The 16,992-nt window shown below is 66.3% G+C and carries 17 protein-coding genes; 11 read left to right on the top strand and 6 right to left on the bottom strand.

Features of this window, described 5'->3' with window-relative positions; translation table 11 throughout:
- Positions 1-5: 5 nt before the first annotated feature.
- From cysW to ACQR07_RS31315, 7 genes are all read left to right on the top strand, one after another.
- Entirely contained in the window at positions 6-908 is a 903-nt protein-coding gene (gene cysW, locus ACQR07_RS31345) for a sulfate ABC transporter permease subunit CysW (protein ID WP_434905929.1), read from the top strand.
- A complete protein-coding gene (locus ACQR07_RS31340; protein ID WP_434905928.1) occupies positions 898-1,932 on the top strand; it encodes a sulfate/molybdate ABC transporter ATP-binding protein in 1,035 nt (344 codons plus the stop codon). The genes cysW and ACQR07_RS31340 overlap by 11 nt, the downstream gene beginning before the upstream one ends.
- A gap of 383 nt (positions 1,933-2,315) precedes the next feature.
- Positions 2,316-2,831 carry a CAP domain-containing protein gene (locus tag ACQR07_RS31335; protein WP_434905927.1) on the top strand — a complete coding sequence of 172 codons (516 nt, stop codon included), beginning with the start codon at positions 2,316-2,318 and terminating at the stop codon, positions 2,829-2,831.
- A gap of 133 nt (positions 2,832-2,964) precedes the next feature.
- Entirely contained in the window at positions 2,965-4,140 is a 1,176-nt protein-coding gene (locus ACQR07_RS31330) for a DUF3734 domain-containing protein (RefSeq protein WP_434905926.1), read from the top strand.
- 4 nt (positions 4,141-4,144) lie between these two features.
- Positions 4,145-4,936, top strand: a complete 792-nt coding sequence (locus tag ACQR07_RS31325; RefSeq protein WP_434865659.1) for a 3-hydroxybutyrate dehydrogenase — start codon at positions 4,145-4,147, stop codon at positions 4,934-4,936.
- A gap of 509 nt (positions 4,937-5,445) precedes the next feature.
- On the top strand, positions 5,446-5,697 hold the full coding sequence (locus ACQR07_RS31320) for a SemiSWEET transporter (RefSeq protein WP_434905925.1): 252 nt from the start codon (positions 5,446-5,448) through the stop codon (positions 5,695-5,697).
- A gap of 9 nt (positions 5,698-5,706) precedes the next feature.
- Positions 5,707-6,258 (top strand): RNA 2'-phosphotransferase, encoded by a 552-nt coding sequence (locus tag ACQR07_RS31315; RefSeq protein WP_434905924.1) that lies wholly within the window; start codon positions 5,707-5,709, stop codon positions 6,256-6,258.
- 40 nt (positions 6,259-6,298) lie between these two features.
- On the opposite strand, the gene ACQR07_RS31310 is transcribed toward ACQR07_RS31315, so the two are convergent.
- From ACQR07_RS31310 to ACQR07_RS31300, 3 genes are all read right to left on the bottom strand, one after another.
- The gene (locus ACQR07_RS31310) at positions 6,299-6,958 is read right to left on the bottom strand and encodes a L,D-transpeptidase (RefSeq protein ID WP_434865662.1); all 660 of its coding nucleotides are present in this window, start codon (positions 6,956-6,958) and stop codon (positions 6,299-6,301) included.
- Between the two features lie 166 nt (positions 6,959-7,124).
- On the bottom strand, positions 7,125-8,501 hold the full coding sequence (locus ACQR07_RS31305; RefSeq protein ID WP_434905923.1) for a lipopolysaccharide biosynthesis protein: 1,377 nt from the start codon (positions 8,499-8,501) through the stop codon (positions 7,125-7,127).
- Positions 8,502-8,608: 107 nt separating this feature from the next.
- A complete protein-coding gene (locus ACQR07_RS31300) occupies positions 8,609-9,445 on the bottom strand; it encodes a protein-disulfide reductase DsbD domain-containing protein (RefSeq protein WP_434905922.1) in 837 nt (278 codons plus the stop codon).
- A 136-nt stretch (positions 9,446-9,581) separates the two neighbouring features.
- Between ACQR07_RS31300 and ACQR07_RS31295 the strand changes: the two genes are divergently transcribed.
- Complete coding sequence (locus ACQR07_RS31295) at positions 9,582-10,232, top strand: YqgE/AlgH family protein (RefSeq protein ID WP_434905921.1); 651 nt, start codon at positions 9,582-9,584, stop codon at positions 10,230-10,232.
- Between the two features lie 421 nt (positions 10,233-10,653).
- On the opposite strand, the gene ACQR07_RS31290 is transcribed toward ACQR07_RS31295, so the two are convergent.
- Together ACQR07_RS31290 and ACQR07_RS31285 are read right to left on the bottom strand one after the other, a co-directional pair.
- On the bottom strand, positions 10,654-11,541 hold the full coding sequence (locus ACQR07_RS31290) for a TauD/TfdA dioxygenase family protein (RefSeq protein WP_434905920.1): 888 nt from the start codon (positions 11,539-11,541) through the stop codon (positions 10,654-10,656).
- Between the two features lie 121 nt (positions 11,542-11,662).
- Positions 11,663-12,442: an SDR family NAD(P)-dependent oxidoreductase gene (locus ACQR07_RS31285; protein ID WP_434905919.1), complete on the bottom strand. Its 780-nt coding sequence runs from the start codon at positions 12,440-12,442 to the stop codon at positions 11,663-11,665.
- 132 nt (positions 12,443-12,574) lie between these two features.
- Between ACQR07_RS31285 and ACQR07_RS31280 the strand changes: the two genes are divergently transcribed.
- The 3 genes from ACQR07_RS31280 to ACQR07_RS31270 all read left to right on the top strand — a co-directional run bounded on the left by ACQR07_RS31280 (position 12,575) and on the right by ACQR07_RS31270 (position 15,005).
- Positions 12,575-13,720 (top strand): PQQ-dependent sugar dehydrogenase, encoded by a 1,146-nt coding sequence (locus ACQR07_RS31280; RefSeq protein WP_434905918.1) that lies wholly within the window; start codon positions 12,575-12,577, stop codon positions 13,718-13,720.
- 107 nt (positions 13,721-13,827) lie between these two features.
- A complete protein-coding gene (locus ACQR07_RS31275; RefSeq protein ID WP_434905917.1) occupies positions 13,828-14,562 on the top strand; it encodes an SDR family NAD(P)-dependent oxidoreductase in 735 nt (244 codons plus the stop codon).
- 74 nt (positions 14,563-14,636) lie between these two features.
- Complete coding sequence (locus tag ACQR07_RS31270; protein WP_434905916.1) at positions 14,637-15,005, top strand: CsbD family protein; 369 nt, start codon at positions 14,637-14,639, stop codon at positions 15,003-15,005.
- Positions 15,006-15,117: 112 nt separating this feature from the next.
- On the opposite strand, the gene ACQR07_RS31265 is transcribed toward ACQR07_RS31270, so the two are convergent.
- Positions 15,118-16,887 (bottom strand): DUF459 domain-containing protein, encoded by a 1,770-nt coding sequence (locus ACQR07_RS31265; protein WP_434905915.1) that lies wholly within the window; start codon positions 16,885-16,887, stop codon positions 15,118-15,120.
- Positions 16,888-16,992: the final 105 nt, after the last annotated feature.

Below are 16,992 nucleotides of genomic sequence, written 5' to 3'. Positions count from 1 at the left end.
GCGACATGAGCATCGAGATGACCCTGCAACGGACGCCCGACGCCTCGGCGCGCAGCCTGGCCGAAAGTGCCGCCCGGCGTGATCCGCGCGCCGAGCCGACGGTCGTCCGCATCGCCATCATCACGCTGGCGGTCGCCTTCCTGTCGATCTTCGTCGTGTTGCCGCTCGTCGTCGTGTTCGTCGAGGCGTTCAGCAAGGGCGTGATGGCCTATCTGTCTGCCCTGGCCGACCCCGAGGCGTGGTCCGCCATCCGTCTCACGCTCGGCGTCGCGGCGGTCTCGGTCGGCAGCAATTTGGTGTTCGGCCTCGTCGCCGCCTGGGCGATCACGAAGTTTGACTTCCCCGGCAAGACCGTCCTGATCACGCTGATCGATCTGCCGTTCTCGGTGAGCCCCGTCATCTCGGGCCTCGTCTTCGTGCTGCTGTTCGGCGCCCAGGGCTTCTTCGGGCCCTGGCTGCAAGAGCACGATCTGCAGATCCTGTTCGCCTTCCCGGGCATTGCGCTCGCCACCATCTTCGTGACCTTCCCGTTCGTCGCACGGGCGCTGATCCCGCTGATGCAGGAGCAGGGCACGCAGGAGGAGGAGGCGGCGATCTCGCTCGGCGCCTCGGGCCTGCAGACCTTCTTCCGCGTCACGCTTCCCAATATCAAATGGGGCGTGCTGTACGGCGTCCTGCTCTGCAACGCGCGTGCGATGGGCGAGTTCGGCGCGGTCTCGGTGGTCTCGGGCCACATCCGCGGCGAGACCAACACGATGCCGCTGCTGGTCGAGATTCTCTACAACGAGTACCAGATGGTGGCCTCGTTCGCGATCGCCTCGCTGCTCGCGATGCTGGCGCTGATCACGCTGATCGCCAAGACCATTCTCGAACGCAACATCGACGGGGACCTGCCTCATGACCATTGAAGCAAGAGGCGTCGTCAAGACCTTCGGCTCCTTCAAGGCGCTCGACGGCGTCGACCTCAAGGTCGCCAATGGCGAGCTGCTGGCGCTGCTTGGACCCTCCGGCTCCGGCAAGACGACGCTGCTGCGGATCATCGCCGGGCTGGAATGGCCCGACGCCGGCGAGATCCTGTTCGACGGCGAGAACGCGCTCGACCGCGGCGCGCGCGAGCGTCATGTCGGCTTCGTGTTCCAGCACTACGCGCTGTTCCGGCACATGAGCGTGTTCGAGAACGTTGCCTTCGGCCTGCGCGTGCAGCCGCGCAGCATCCGCAAGAGCGAGGCGCAGATCCGGGCGCGCGTGAAGGAGCTGCTCGACCTCGTGCAGCTCGACTGGCTCGCCGACCGCTATCCGAGCCAGCTCTCCGGCGGCCAGCGCCAGCGGATCGCGCTGGCGCGTGCGCTGGCCATCGAGCCGCGCATCCTGCTGCTCGACGAGCCGTTCGGCGCGCTCGACGCCAAGGTGCGCAAGGAGCTGCGGCAATGGCTGCGCACCTTGCATCATTCGATCAACGTCACCTCGATCTTCGTCACGCATGATCAGGAGGAGGCGCTCGAGGTCGCGCACCGCGTCGTCGTCATGGACAAGGGCCGCATCGAGCAGGTCGGCTCGCCCAGCGACGTCTATGACAGTCCGGCGACCGCCTTCGTGCACGGCTTCATCGGCGAGTCGATCATGCTGCCGGTGGAGATCACCGGCGGTGCCGTGCATCTCAACGGCCGCCCGCTGGACCTTGCGGCGGAAGGCGTGGCCGCTGGCGCTTCGACCCTGTTCGTGCGCCGTCACGACATGCTGATCGGTCCCGCGGACAGCGGCACGCTGCACGGCGCCGTGACTCACGTCCGCAGCTTTGGCCCGGTGCAGCGCGCCGAGATCGCGCTGACCGAAGGCTCGACGATCGAGATCGACGCCCCCCGCGACCGCGACCTCCGCATCGGCGACCGCATCGGCCTGAAGCCGCGGCACTATCGGATCTTTGCGGGCTGAGCGGGCGGGCTCACGCTTTGATCACGGATAATTAGTCCCTGACAGCGAGCCAAAAAGGTGGTGTCGTCCCGGCCTCCGCGCCGGGATCCATACTCCGTGCAGCCTGTTGGAGGCACGCCGGAGCGGCATCGCATTCAACACGACAGCCGCGGCGTATGGGTCCCGGCGCGGAGGCCGGGACGATACCGAAGGTGTGGCACCGTCCTTGGCACCAATACCGTCCTTGGCACCAACAGACTTGACCGCGCGGCTGCCATGGTTGACGAACCGTTACAAGGCCGAAACGGCTCAAATTGCGCCGATGGAACTTACCGTCGATTCACCTTTCAGCCACGGTTGATGTGCAACAACCCGCTTCTCGTATCCGCATAGGGACTGGTTCATTGAAGCATCGGGCACTCGCGTTCTCCTTGGCACTCCTGCTCGCCGGCTGCGCGGCCGAGACGCCGGTGGTGCAGGCGCCGACCATGTATGCCGACATGGCGGTTGCGGGCGCCAGGCTCGATGCTGCCGCTGCGGCGACGATGATTTCGCAATACCGCCAGAACAACGGGCTCGGGATGGTCGAGGTCGATCCGGAGTTGATGCGGCTGGCGGAGTCGCAGTCGCAGGCGATGGCCGACAAGAACAAGCTCGATCACGACGTCCGCGCGCCGCTGGCCAAGCGGCTGAATGGTGCGGGCTATGACGCGACCGTCGCAGTCGAGAACGTGTCTGCGGGCTACCACACGCTGGCGGAGGCCTTCTCCGGCTGGCGCGACTCGCCGCCGCATCGCGCCAACATGCTCAAGAACGGTGTCACAAAAATAGGCATCGCGGCGAGCTATGCTCCGAACACCAAGTACAAGGTGTTCTGGACCATGATCCTGGCGACGCCGGACAGCAAGAAGCCGTCCTGACAGTCAGCTCTGCCGCGGGCTTGCGCAGTCCGCGCCCAAGTGCGTCCGAGCCGGGACCCCTATGCTTTGGGGTGGATTGACGTCACCGCGAAGTGACGCCACGTTGGCGCTTGTTTTGCTAATGACCGGCGCAATGACACACCATTCATTTCCCCCGCAGCCTGCAACCCCCACCTGTTCGCAACGAGTCCTGGTCCTGCAGGGCGGCGGTGCGCTCGGCTCCTACCAGGCCGGTGCCTATCAGGCGCTGTGCCACTTCGATTTCGAGCCGGAATGGATTGCCGGTATTTCGATCGGCGCCATCAATGCCGCGATCATCGCCGGCAATGATCGGGACAAGCGCATCGACCGTCTGAAGGAATTCTGGGAGATGGTGTCGTCGCCGGTGCCGTGGAAGCCGCTGCTCAACGGCGACCATCATCGCTCGGCGTTCAACGAAGTCAGCGCCGGACTGATCGCCGCCTTCGGCGTGCCCGGCTTCTTCACGCCGCGGTTTCCGCCGGCGCCGCTGTGGCCGGCCGGCACGGCGCAATCGGTGAGCTATTACGACACCGCGCCGCTCAAGCGCACCCTGGAGCGGCTGGTCGATTTCGACCGCATCAACGATCTCAAGACGCGGCTGTCGGTTGGCGCCGTCGGCGTCACCACCGGCAACTTCACCTATTTCGACAATGTCGAATTCAACAAACAGGGCAAGCGCCTCACGCCCGAGCATATCATGGCCTCGGGCGCGCTGCCGCCGGGCTTTCCACCGGTCGAGATCGACGGCGAGTATTACTGGGATGGCGGCATCGCCTCCAACACGCCGCTCGACTACGTGCTCGACACCGAGACAGATCGTGATCTCCTGATCTTCCAGGTCGATCTGTTCTCCGCCCGCGGCGAGCTGCCGCGCACCTTGCTGGAGGCGGCCGAGCGCGAGAAGGACATCCGCTATTCCAGCCGGACGCGGATGAACACCGACAAGAACCGGATGATCCACAACACCCGCAAGGCGCTGCGCGAGCTTTATGCCAGGCTGCCGGACGAGCTGCGCAACGATCCGTCGCTCGAGATTCTGTGCAAGGCGGCGCAGGAGAACACGGTCACGGTGGTGCATCTGATCTATCGCAGCAAGAGCTACGAGAGCTCGTCGAAGGACTACGACTTCTCCCATGTCGCGATGGTCGAGCATTGGGAGGCGGGCGTGCGCGACGTGCATCAGTCGATGCGCCACAAGGATTGGCTCGAGCGGCCGCAGTCCGGCGAGACCATGGTCACCTACGATCTCACGCAGGACGGCAGCTTGGCTGCCGCCAAGAAGGAGTGAAGCAATGACGACGAATCTGAAGGGCAAGACCGCCGTGGTGACCGGCTCGACCAGCGGCATCGGGCTTGCCATTGCGCGCGGCTTCGCCAGCGCCGGCGCCAACATCGTGCTCAACGGCTTCGGCGCGCCGGCCGATATCGAGAAGGAGCGCGCCGGCATCGAGAGCGAGTTCAAGGTCAAGGCGGTGCATTCGCCGGCCGACATGAGCAAGCCGGCCGAGATCGCCGGCATGATCGCGCTCGGCGAGAGCACGTTCGGCAGCGTCGACATCCTCGTCAACAATGCCGGCATCCAGTTCGTCTCGCCGGTCGAGGAATTTCCGCCGGAGAAGTGGGAGCAGATCATCGCGATCAACCTCTCCTCGGCGTTCTACGGCATCCATGCCGCGGTGCCCGGCATGAAGAAGCGCGGCTGGGGCCGCATCATCAATACGGCGTCCGCGCATTCGCTGGTCGCCTCGCCGTTCAAGTCGGCCTATGTGTCGGCCAAGCACGGCATCGCCGGCCTCACCAAGACCGTCGCGCTGGAGCTCGCCACCTTCAAGATCACCTGCAACTGCATTTCTCCGGGCTACGTTTGGACGCCGCTGGTCGAGAAGCAGATCCCGGACACGATGAAGGCGCGCAACCTGACCAAGGAGCAGGTCATCAACGACGTGCTGCTGGCGGCCCAGCCGACCAAGGAGTTCGTGACGGTCGACCAGGTCGCGGCGCTGGCGCTATTCCTGTGCAGCGACGAGGCGGCGCAGATCACCGGCACCAATCTGTCGATCGACGGCGGCTGGACGGCTGCTTGATCCTTCCGTGGTCATCGCCCGGCTCGATGTATGGCCCGGACAGATGCCTTACAGGTGTTCGGAGACATACACATCACAATGGGCTGGATTGGTCCGAACAGGTGCCGCTATGTCTCCGGGCTAAATATCAAGCCGGGCGATGACAGTTGTGGTGAGGCGAACAAGCCTGCCACAGCGTCATTGCAAGGCGCCCTTGCGCCGAAGCAATCCAGGGGCTCTGACGGCAGACTGTCTGTGTGGCCCCTGGATCGCTTCGCTACGCTCGCGATGACGGAGGAGGGAGCCTCCGTTGTCATGCCCGCGCAGGCGGGCATCCAGTACCCGCCGGCACCCGTGATCGACCGCGACGCCGCGGCGTACTGGATTCCCCGCCTGCGCGGGGAATGACCGCCGGGTGAGGCGAGGGCGTGCGCCAAACGTCAATGAGCTCTGCGCCGATGCGGGTTTCGCTTCGGCGCGCATCGTTCTACAAGCGGGCTTCTTTCGAACGTACGTCCACGGACCTCATCTTGCTGACCACCCTCATCGGCCTCGCCGCCGCCATCTGCACCACGTGCTCGTTCCTGCCGCAGGTCATCAAGGCCTGGCGGTCGCGCTCGACCGGCGACATCTCGATTGGCATGTTCGTGCTGCTGACCACCGGCAATGCGATGTGGCTGCTGTACGGCGCGCTGATCGGCGACCTGCCGCTGGTTCTCGCCAACGTCATCACGCTGGCGCTGGTGGCCGCAATCCTCGGCCTGAAGCTGCGCTATGGCTAGGAGCGGACGATGGCGCCGGACGCGGTTCGACTGAGCAAGTTCTTGAGCCTGGTGCTGCGGCACCAGCCTGACAAGATCGGCCTCACGCTCGACGCCCAGGGCTGGACTGCCATCGATGCCCTCATCGCCCGCGCGGCCGCGGCGGGAACGGCGTTCAACCGCGCCGATCTGGAGCATGTCGTTGCGACCAGCGACAAGAAGCGCTTCACCATCTCGGAGGATGGAACGCGCATCCGGGCGGCGCAGGGACATTCCGTAGGGGTGGAGCTTGGCCTGACCCCGTGCGAACCGCCTGCCGTGCTGTTTCACGGCACGGCGACCCGGTTCGTCGCGGCCATCATGGCCGAGGGCCTGAAGCCGCAGTCACGCCAGCAGGTGCATCTGTCTTCGGACGAGACGACAGCCGTCAGTGTCGGGCAGCGCCACGGCAAGCCCATCGTCCTGCGCGTCGATGCCGCCGCGATGCATCGCGCGGGCCTGCGATTTTACCTTGCTGACAACGGCGTCTGGCTGACCGATCTGGTGCCGCCTGAATTTCTGAGCGTCGCCGCCGCGCCCTGAGCGGGGCACGTTGCGGCGGGCGTGCAGAACGTCGCGGCGCTCAGCTGCGCCGGGCGAAGATGCTGGTGTTGGTCGCTGCGACGCTCTGGCCCGGCGGCAGCACGACCACGGTCGATCCGAGCTGGACGCGGCCATAGAGGTCGGCGACATCCTGGTTGGTCATGCGGATGCAGCCGGACGAGATCGCCTGGCCGATATATTCCGGCTGGTTGGTGCCGTGAATGCGATACAGCGAGTCGCGGTTGCCGTCGTACAGATAGATCGCGCGGGCGCCGAGCGGATTGGCCGGGCCGCCGGCAACGCGCTTCGGATACGGTCCGAGGCGGGCCTGGATCTCCGCGGTCGGAACCCAGTCCGGCCACTCCGCCATCTTGCCGACCGTCGCAATGCCGTGAAAGGCCTGCGCCTCCTCGCCGACGGCGACGCCGTAGCGAACGGCCTTGCGATCCGGGAGCACGTAGTAGAGGAAGCGCGCGTCGGTATCGACGACGATCGTGCCCGGCTGTTCCTGCCGCGTGTACTCGACGATGTGGCGCTGGAACTGCTCGGGGATCTGCGCCTCGGCATAGGGCGCACGCGACAGCAACTGACGGTCGCGCGGGGTCAGCGCGGCATCCGTGGTCGGCGACAACGTCGCCTCCATGCAGCCGGCCAACAACAACGGTGCTGCGAGCACCACTGCGAGCCCCAGTCTCGGCATCTCGATCTCCCCCAACGCGCGGTCGGAAACCATGTGCTGGGAGGATCGCGCCAATATCAAGGCGTTGCACCCAACACTTGCGTGATCGCTGCGCGCTGAGAGCTGCGCTCTCAGTTCCGTCAAGCGGCTGACAAGATGACGCAACAGATGCGTCGAGACCGGTTCCTCAGGATGCCTTGCCGAAGGCAAGAACGTGCAATCCCAGCCGCTGCTTGACGATGCGGAACAACAATACCGTCTCGAAGGCGAGCGAGAGCGAGGTCGCGGCTGCGGCGCCATGGCCGCCGAAATGCGGCACCAGCAGGATGCACAATACGAGGTTCATGACGAACGCCGCCGCATAGGCCATGGCACAGGCGCGCTGCTGACCCAGCATGTTCAGGAGCCGCTCGACCGGCCCGATCGCCGCGCGCACCACGAGGCCGATCGCGGCGACGAACATGATGTCGTAGCCGGCGGTGAACTGCGCGCCGAACAGCCACAGCAGCGGCTTGCCGAGCGCGAGCAGCACCAGGGTCGCGGCGAGCGATGGCCAGAACGTCCATTTGATCGCGTGCGCGACATAGGCCGATAGCCGCGCCTTGTCGCCGAGCGCGTGATATTCGGCGAAGCGATGCGCTGTGGTCGCCGACATCGCGTAGTGGATGAACGAGACCAGCGCGAGCGTCTTCACCACCGCGAAGTAGATGCCGACCTCCTCGGACGAACGGAACTGCTGCAGCACCAGCACGTCGGTGTAGGACAGCAGCAGATAGAAGCTCTCGACCAAGAGGATCGGCAGCGACACCGCGAGCCAGCCGCTGACATCGTACTGCTTCGGCCCGGCCGGGACGTGGCGGCCGAGCCGGCGGTTGAGCACCAGCATCTGGCCGAGCATCGCGACCCAGACGGCGGCGGCGCTGGCGGCCATCGCCGCGGTGGCGCCGAGCTGCAGGCCGAGCACGAAGGCGCCCGCGGTGAAGCCGATGATCAGGCCCTGGCGGATGATGAATTGCGGCATCAGCCCCAGCGCCATCCAGTCGTGCGAGCGGGCGATGCCGTCCTGGGTGTTGGCGACCACGAAGGCCGGCAGCGTGAGACAGCCGATGTAGAGCGGCATCCGCTCGCTCGGATCGATCCACGCTGACAGCAGCGCGATCAGGCCGGCGAGCAGCAGAGCGGCGAGCGTGGAGGTCGTAAGCGTCAGCCAGCGGCCGCCGGACAGGAAGCCGCGCAGCAGCGCGTGCTGGCCCGCCGTGCGATAATCCGGAATGATCTTCTGCGCCGACGAGGCGATGCCGAAATCGAGCATGCTGCCGAGCAGCAGCACCCAGGTCCACACATAAACGTAGACGCCGTAATCCGAGCCGCCCATCCAGCGCGCGAGCACGATCTGGGAGAAATAGGCGAGGCCGGCGCTGAGCACGCGGATGACGAAGATCAGCGCCGCCAGCCGCTGCGTCAGCGACGCCTCGCCGCTGCCGGCGAGTGCGCGCAGACGCGTCATCAGCCGCGCTGCGAGGCCTGTGGGTGCGGGTGCGTTGCGGGCGTCGATGAGAGCCACGGCTCGGGTCAAGCTCCACGGCCGCGTGGAGCGCGGCGATGCCTCTGTCCTATCAACCCACCGTTAAGAATGGGTTGGATCGGACCGGCTGGGGCGGGACGGGAGCGTCAGGGCAGGTTCACGTTGAATTCGTAGGCCTTGTCGGGCGCGACGAGCGTGAATTTGAGCGCCGCGCCGTCGGGCTTCACGCCCGGCGGAACGCCATCGAGCTCGAAAGCGAAGCGCATGATGCCCGGAATACCGCTGTCGCGCAGGGTCGGAATCGGCAGCGCCCAGTCCGGCGTCGGCCCCTCGACATAGAGGTTGATCCCGCGTGTGCCCGGCGCTGCCACGTCGACGATGACGTCCTTCTTGCCGTCGCGCTTGACGTCACGGATCGTCAAGGCATTCGGATCGCCGACATTGGCGGGTTTCGGCACGGTGTCGAGCGCGGCCGACAGCGCCGAATCCTCGGTGCTCGCGACGCTGGTGAAGGCGAGCTCGGCCTTGGCGTCGACCGGAATGCAGATCTTCTCGCACACCGCGTAGCTGATCTCGGCGCGCAACGTCATCGGCTTGTCGGCGCTCTTGGCGACGATGCGCAGCGGCAGCACGACGGCATCGTGATAGCCGAGTGAGTGGCCGCCCGCGCCGTCGTCAAACTTGGTCGGCGCCGGCCACAGGACCGTCACGGCTTCGACGTTGTCGGACTTGGAAAAGTCGAACCGCGGCGGCACACCGGAGTCGCCCGGCGAGCGCCAATAGGTCTTCCAGCCCGGCTGCAGCTGAAAGGCGATGCCGCCGAGCAGCACCGGACCGCTGCGCGAGCCCGCAAGCAGTCGGACCGCGGAGTGGCCGTCGCGCTGCCATGGCGAACTATCCTGTGCCCAAGCGCCGGGCGGGCAGGACACGAGAAGGGACGCGGCGAACAGCGTGGCGGAGAGACGAGGAACCAAGGCGGACATGAGACGTCTTTAAGGTTTGGTTCGGGTGCAAACCATTGAATTGCTTGTGAGCGGATTCCGGCGCGGAGGCCTGAACCTTGATTGACAGATGCGCATCCCAATATCAGGATATCAACCATCATGAGAGTCCTCGCGGATGAATCCTGAAGCAAAAAGGCTCGGCGACATTCGCCGCAAAGTGACCGGGATCGGGGACCAGGCCTCTCACGGCGGTTATCTCGACGGTCAATTGCTGGTCGCAATGCCCGTGATGGGCGACTCCCGGTTCGAGCGCTCGGTGATCTATCTGTGCGCGCACTCCGCCGAGGGCGCCATGGGTATCATGGTGAACCGGCCGGCCGGCAGCATCGATTTCCCGCAACTGCTGATGCAGCTGAACATCATCGAGAAGGGCGACCAGATCCATCTTCCCGACAGCGCCGAGACGATGAAGGTGCTGAGCGGCGGTCCGGTCGATACGGGACGTGGCTTCGTGCTGCATTCGAGCGACTACTTCATCGCCAACGCGACCTTGAAGATCAACGACGGCGTGTGTCTTACGACGACCATCGACATCCTCAAGGCGATCGCCAAGGGCAACGGCCCGAAGCATGCCATCCTCGCGCTCGGCTATGCCGGTTGGCGCGCCGGCCAGCTTGAGGAAGAGATCCAGGACAATGGCTGGCTGCACTGCGACGCCGACGCGGACCTGATCTTCGGCGACAATGTCGGCGACAAATACGATCTCGCTTTGCGCAAGATCGGCATCGACCCGGGCATGCTGTCCAACGCCGCGGGGCATGCGTAGTTCGCGCTCGGCCTCTTGTTCTGCCGCAAGACCGCTCAAAATTCATTGCGCGTCGTCCCGGCCTCCGCGCCGGGACCCATACGCCGCGGCGGGCGTGGTGACGCTCGATGCCGTTAGAGCGGGTTCAACAATAGACTTCGCGGAGTATGGATCCCGGATCTTCGCCCGACAACGCTCGCGCGTTGCCGGGCTTGTCCGGGACGACACTGGTGTTGGTGAGACGCAGTCTGCGAAACTCTGTCCATGACGCTCCGATATCAGGAGCGCCGAGCGCAGCCAGCAAACACCGTTGCTTGCTACGTAGTAGAGCCATCTGGAATCCCGCGATGAATCTGGATTGCTTCCGCCTTCACCCGATGCGCTTCGGCGGACACGTCGTCGCTGCGCTCCTCGCAATGACGGCGGCGTTCGCCGAAGCCCGCTACTCCGCGGCCTGCTGCGCCACCGTGGGCTCGGTGCCGGCGACCGTGGCGCGGCGCATGTCGCGGGGCTGCGACTGGTCGTAGCGGCGCACGCGGTGCATGGTCTGGCGATTGTCCCACATGATCAGATCGTGCAGCGTCCACCGGTGAACGTAGACGAACTCTCGCTGCGTGGCGTGCTCGGTGAGATCGCGCAGCAGCAGCCGTCCTTCCGGCACGCTCATGCCGACGACGGCGCCGGCATGCGACGACAGATACAGCGACTTCCGCCCGTGCGCGGGATGCGTCCGGACGAGACGCTGCTGCACCGGCTTGAACATCTCCTTCTCTTCGTCGGTGTAGTCGAGGAAGCCGAGCGAGCCGCGCGAATACATCAGCGAATGTTCGCAGACGAGATTCTCGAGCTCGGCCTTGGTTTCCGGGTCGAGCGCGTCATAGGCGGCGCGCATATCGGCGAACTCGGTGTTGCCGCCCTTCGGGTTCACGACCCGCGCCGACAGGATCGAGTACTTCGCCGGGATCGGGCGAAACGAGCTGTCGGAATGCCACAGGCAGTTGCCGAGATTGAACAGATGCGTGCGATGGTCACGCGGCAACGGCTTGCCGTCCTTGCCGAGATTGGAAACGTCGTTGAGCCCGGTGGTGAGGCGATAGTCCTCCTTCTTCGTGACGGTGCCGCCACGCGCCTTCTCGCGGTCGCCGAAGTTGAGCGCGAAGGCGAGCTGCTGCTCGTCGGTGATGTCCTGATCGTGCAACACCAGCACCGCATAGTGATCGATCGCGGCCTGCAGTTGCGCGACCTCGTCCGGCGTCAGCGGCTTGCGTAGATCGACGCCCGAGACTTCGCCGACGAATTGGGGATGCAACTGCCGGATGGCGATGGCCATGGCGTCCTCCTTGCTAGTCCTCTCACGGCGGATCTGTGAGCCCGCGCTGACCAGAGGCTACGCCGGACGTGCATGAAGTCAACGCGAGCGCGCATCGCCCTCGCGCACGTCTGTCATGCCGTCACGCGTTGCGGGCCATCAGTCCGCCGTCGACCGGGATCACGGCGCCGGTGATGAACGAAGCGGCCGGCAGGCACAGGCTTAGGGTCATATGCGCGACCTCTGCTGGATCACCGTAGCGTCCGAGCGCGGTGCGCCGTCTGGCATAGATCGCCTTCTGCTCGTCGGGAATGCGCGCGGTCATCGCGGTGGTGATCGGCCCCGGGCAGATGCAGTTGACGGTGATGCCGTCGCGCCCGAGTTCGACCGCGAGCGAACGCGTCAGTCCGGTGACGCCGGCCTTCGCGGCGGAATAGGCGCTGTGCAGCGCGGTCGCACCGAGCGCCTCGGTCGAGGCGATGTTGACGATGCGCGGGCTGCTCGACCTCAGCAGATGCGGCAGCGCAGCGCGAATGACGCGCTGCTGCGCCGTCAGCATGACCGCGATCCCCCTAGCCCAGGCGTCGTCATAGGCGTCATCGTCGATCGCCACCCGCACCGAGATGCCGGCATTGTTGACGACGATGTCGAGGCCGCCGAAATGCGCGGCGGCCGCGTTGACCACGCTGCTGATCGCCTCGCGATCGGCGAGATCCAGCCGCCACGCGCGCGCGACACCGCCGGCCCCTGTGATCTCGTTTGCCACGGCCTGCGCGCCGCTCTCATCGAGGTCGGTGACGGCGACCTGCGCCCCTTCGTCTGCGAACACGCGTGCGGTCGCGCGGCCCATGCCCGACGCGGCGCCGGTGATCAGGACGGTCAATCCTCTCACGGATCGGCTGAGTTGCTTGTGGTCCTGCATTTTGCGGCTCACGGAAATATGCGCACCTTGTGGTCCCGACCGGGGTATCACCAATCCGACCCATTCGATAGGCACCGATCGCGGGCGTCCGCATTCACGCACTGCGATGAGGATCAACAGACGGGAGTCACCATGGTGCTGCACCGGACATTCATGACCTTGGCGGCGTTGGCTGCAAGCCTCGTTGCCGCAGCGGCCGCGCAGGCCGACAGCATCAATGCCGGCGGCCGCAAGGTCAGCGCAGTCCAGCCCTTCTCCGCCCAGAACGTAGCCGAATTCGATACGCCGTGGGCCATCGCCTTCCTGCCGGATGGGCGGATGCTGATCACCGAGAAGCCGGGCCGGATCTACGTGGTGACTCAGAACGGCCAGAAGATCGAGGTCGGCAACGTGCCCGCCGTTGCCGCGCGCGGACAGAACGGCCTGCTCGACGTCGCGGTCTCGCCGAGCTTCGCAACGACGTCGCAGATCTACATCACCTACACCGAGCCAAGCACCGACGGCAGCCGCCTGGTGCTCACGCGTGCCGTCTTGTCTCTGGCGAACGATCGCGCGACGCTGAACGAGCCGAGCGTGATCTGGCGCCAGACGCCGGCGGGCGGCGGCGGTCAGCCCGGCGGGATCATCGCGTTCGATCCGCAGGGAACGCATTTGTTCCTCACCGTCGGCGACCGCATGCAGCCGAACAGCGCACAGGATCCGCGCCAGGCGCGCGGCAAGGTGCTCAGGCTCGATCTCGACGGCAACACACCCGCGGACAATCCGATGGCCGAGGACAAGGGCGTGCCGGCGCAGACCTGGACGACGGGCCATCGCAATCCCTATGGGCTTGCGTTTGCCGCGGATGGCCGGCTCTGGCTGCACGAGATGGGGCCACGCGGCGGCGACGAGCTCAATTTGATCGAGCCGGGAAAGAACTATGGCTGGCCGCTGGTGTCGAACGGCGACAATTATAACGGCACGCCGATCCCGCGGCATGCGACGCGTCCGGATCTTGCGGCGCCGCCGCTGTATTGGGATCCGGTGATCGCGCCGGCCGGGCTCGCCTTTTATGACGGCGCGATGTTTCCGCAATGGAAGGGCTCCGCGCTGATCGGCGGCCTGCGGGTGCATGCGCTGGTGCGTGTGCGCTTCACGGCCGACGGCCAGCCCGACGAGGCCGAGCGCTGGGACATGGGCGAGCGCATCCGCGACGTCGCCGTCGCGCCCGACGGCGCGGTCTGGATCATCGAGGACAATTCGCCGGGCCGCCTCAGGCGGCTGACGCCTGCGAAGTAGCGTCACATCTCCGGCACGTGCGCGAATAGCGTCACGCGGTGTGCCGTTGACAGCAGCGGCGCCGCTCTCCACACAGGTCGACAAACAACATGGAGAGGGCAGGGGAGATGAACGCGCTCGACTTCTCGGGGCGGCAGGTGCTGGTGGTCGGCGGCTCCAGCGGCATCGGCAACGGCATTGCACAAGCATTTCGCGCGCAGGGGGCCAATGTCGCGGTCTGCGGCACGCGCGCCAGCCCGGCCGACTACACGGTTGACGAAGGTTCCGATCTCGACGGCCTGCACTATCAGCAGCTCGACGTCAGCAACGCCGCCGCCATCGAGGCGTTCGCACCGGGCTTCGACCAGCTCGACGTGCTGGTGCTGGCGCAGGGCGCGGTGCTCTACCGGCGCGGCGAGTTTGCGATGGATGGGTTTCGCAAGGTCATGGAGGTCAACCTGATCAGCCTGATGGCCTGTGCGACGAAGTTTCACAACCTGCTGCGCGATGCCAAGGGCGCGCTGATCATCGTCTCGTCGACCGCGGCCTATCACTCGACGATGGGCAATCCGGCCTACAACGCCTCGAAGACGGGCGCGGTCGGACTGACGCGGACGTTGGCGGAGGCGTGGGCGGCAGACGGCATTCGCGTCAACGGCATCGCCCCGGGCCTCGTCGACACCAAGATGACCAAGGTGACGACCGCCAATCCGCAGCGTCTCGAGGGCGCCCTGCAGCGCATTCCGCTGAAACGTCTGGGCACGCCGCAGGATATGGCAGGCGCGGCGCTGTTCCTGGCTTCGCCGCTGTCGTCCTACATCATCGGCCAGACTATCGTCGTCGATGGCGGGCTGATTTTGTAGTCGCTCGGAACCGTCGCTGTCCGAGCCGGTTAGCAGGAGGGAAGCCCGCAAACGCGAGACAAGGAGAGGCGGCAATGGATACGGATCGGTTGACCGGAACGGCGAAGGATGTCGCAGGCAAGGTCGAGAGCGGCATCGGCGAGATGACCGGAGACAAGAGCACCCAGGCCTCGGGTCGCGCGCGAGAGGCATCGGGCGTCGTGCAGAATCTGTACGGCCAGGCCAAGGACGCCGCGCGCGAGGCTGGCGATGCTGCGATGGACTACGCCAAGGATACGTTCGGCAGCAGCACCGACTCGCTGCGTGACGGCACCCAGGCTCTGACCAAGCGGGTGCAGGACAATCCGATGGGCGCGCTGCTGGTCGCCGGCGGCATCGGTTTCATGCTCGCGATGCTGATGCGTCCGTCGAGCCGCCCGCAGCCGCAGCGCTGGCGCTACTGAGCCACCCACGACTCAACAAAGCTCATGAAGCAATCAGCCCGCATTCGAGATCGAATGCGGGCTGATTTGCTATGTCTCAAACGCGGAGCCGCAGAGGCGGCCGCTTGTGCGATCAGCGCGGCGGCGCCTCGAGCACGGCGGCGGAGCGGCCGACCGCCGCAGGCGGGCGCGGCGGGGCATTGGGATTGCGGGCCGCGGGCGGCCTGGGCGGCTGTACCTGCGGCTGCTGCGGCGCTCCGAAGCCGAAGAAGTCGCGGACGCTCTGGCCGGCCTGAGCCGGCTGCTGGGCCTGCGCGGGCGGCGTCTGGCTCGGCGCACCCGGCGTCGTCAGCCGCCTCGGCCGCTGCTGCGCGGGGAGCTGGCTTGGGGCAGCCGGTGCGGATTCGGTCGGCGACGTCGCGGCAACGGGCGTGTCGGGCTTCGCGAGTTCCTTCGGCGGCTCCTTGGCCTGCTCGCGGCCGATCTCGCGGCGCGGCCAGATGTAGTCGTCGGCGCGGCCGGCGGGCGGGCTCAGCGCCTCGCCCTTGACCAGCGTCCGGGCGGCCAGTGCATCGACGGCGGCAGGGCGCGAGCCCGGACCGCCGAGCAGTTGATCGGTGCCGACGGAGGAAGCGACCAGCGGCAGGATCGGTCCGGCCACCGGGCGCGGCGCGGGCTGGCCCGGGACGGCGTTGGCGTCGGGCGTTGCCGGCTCGACCGGCAGCTCCAGCGGCGACGAGCGCGCCGCAAGCAGGCGGTTGATCTCGCGCTCGGCATAGTGGGCGAGCTTGCGGGCGCCGGGCTTGGTGAAATAAACGCCATCATAGGACCGCAGCTGGCGGATCTGGCCTTCGAAGTCCGGGCCCTTCTGCAGGAAGCGGCCGGCTTCATCGACGAAGCCATCCCAGACATCGACATAGGTGATGCCGGCCTTGCCGGCGGCGTCGCGGTAGAGGGAGTCCAAGAACAGCGCGTCGGCGGTGCCCTTCGGGCCACGGATCGCGGGCAAGCCGACCCACAGCACGGGCACGCCCTTGCTCTTGGCCGCCGCGATCATCTCCTCGATCTTCTTGGTATAGAGCTCGACCCAGCGCTCGTCGCGGAACTCATAGAGTCCGTTGGGCGACCGGGCGGTCTTTTCCGGCGCGGCGACCGCGGGCGTGTCGTTGTCGGCCTCGTCCTGCGGCAGCTCGCTGTCGGCCGGCTTGGCGGCCGTGTCGGATTTTGCGTCCGTCTTGCCATCCGGTTTGGCATCGCCGGCCTTGGTCTCGCCTGGCTTGCCGTCGGCGGGCTTGGTCTCCCCAGGCTTGGACTTGGCGTCCGTCTTAGTCTTGTCGCCCTTCTTGTCGTCAGGCTTGACGGCCTTATCCACCGCTGGCTCGCGGATCGAGAGGCGGTCGTTCAGGCCGAGCATGATTACGATGGCGTCGGCGCGCTCGCCGGCCAGGATGCCCTTGGCGGCGGCGGCCCAGTCGGCCGGCTCACCCTTCGGCTGGTACTTGATGAGGCCCGAATTGGTCTTGATCCTTCGGGTCACGCCCATGTCGGGCTGCTCGGCATAGGCGTCCTCGAGGCCGTAGGCGAGCCAGTCGGCCATGCCGTCGCCGAGCACCAGCACGTAGCGCTCCGGAGCATTGTCGCGCTTCTCGGGCGGCGGCGCCTTGGAATAATCCTGGGTCACCTTCTTCGGCTGCTGCGGCTGGAATGGCGTGAAGAAGTCGTTGCCGAACCAGCCGCCACCACCGCCGCGCGGTACCGGCCGCGGCGAGGAAAACGGGTTGAAATTGAAGAACTGGGCCGAGGCCGGGCCGGCGATGCCGACGAGCATGGCGATGACGACCGCCAGCACGACCATCGGGCCGGGCTCGTTCAACAGCTTGAGGAAGGACTTCAGCTTTGACATGCGCACCCGTCCGCACCGCCGCGCGGCGAAATCGTGACAACCCATATAATAGGACCCGAATCAGGCCGCAAACGGGCATTCACCGGATGGTGTTGATGGGGCCTG

Origin of the sequence: Bradyrhizobium sp. HKCCYLS20291 (genome assembly GCF_051167715.1) — a bacterium.
Taxonomy (GTDB): domain Bacteria; phylum Pseudomonadota; class Alphaproteobacteria; order Rhizobiales; family Xanthobacteraceae; genus Bradyrhizobium.
Note: the sequence above shows the minus strand (reverse complement) of the source record. Positions and strands in the feature narration are given on the sequence as shown.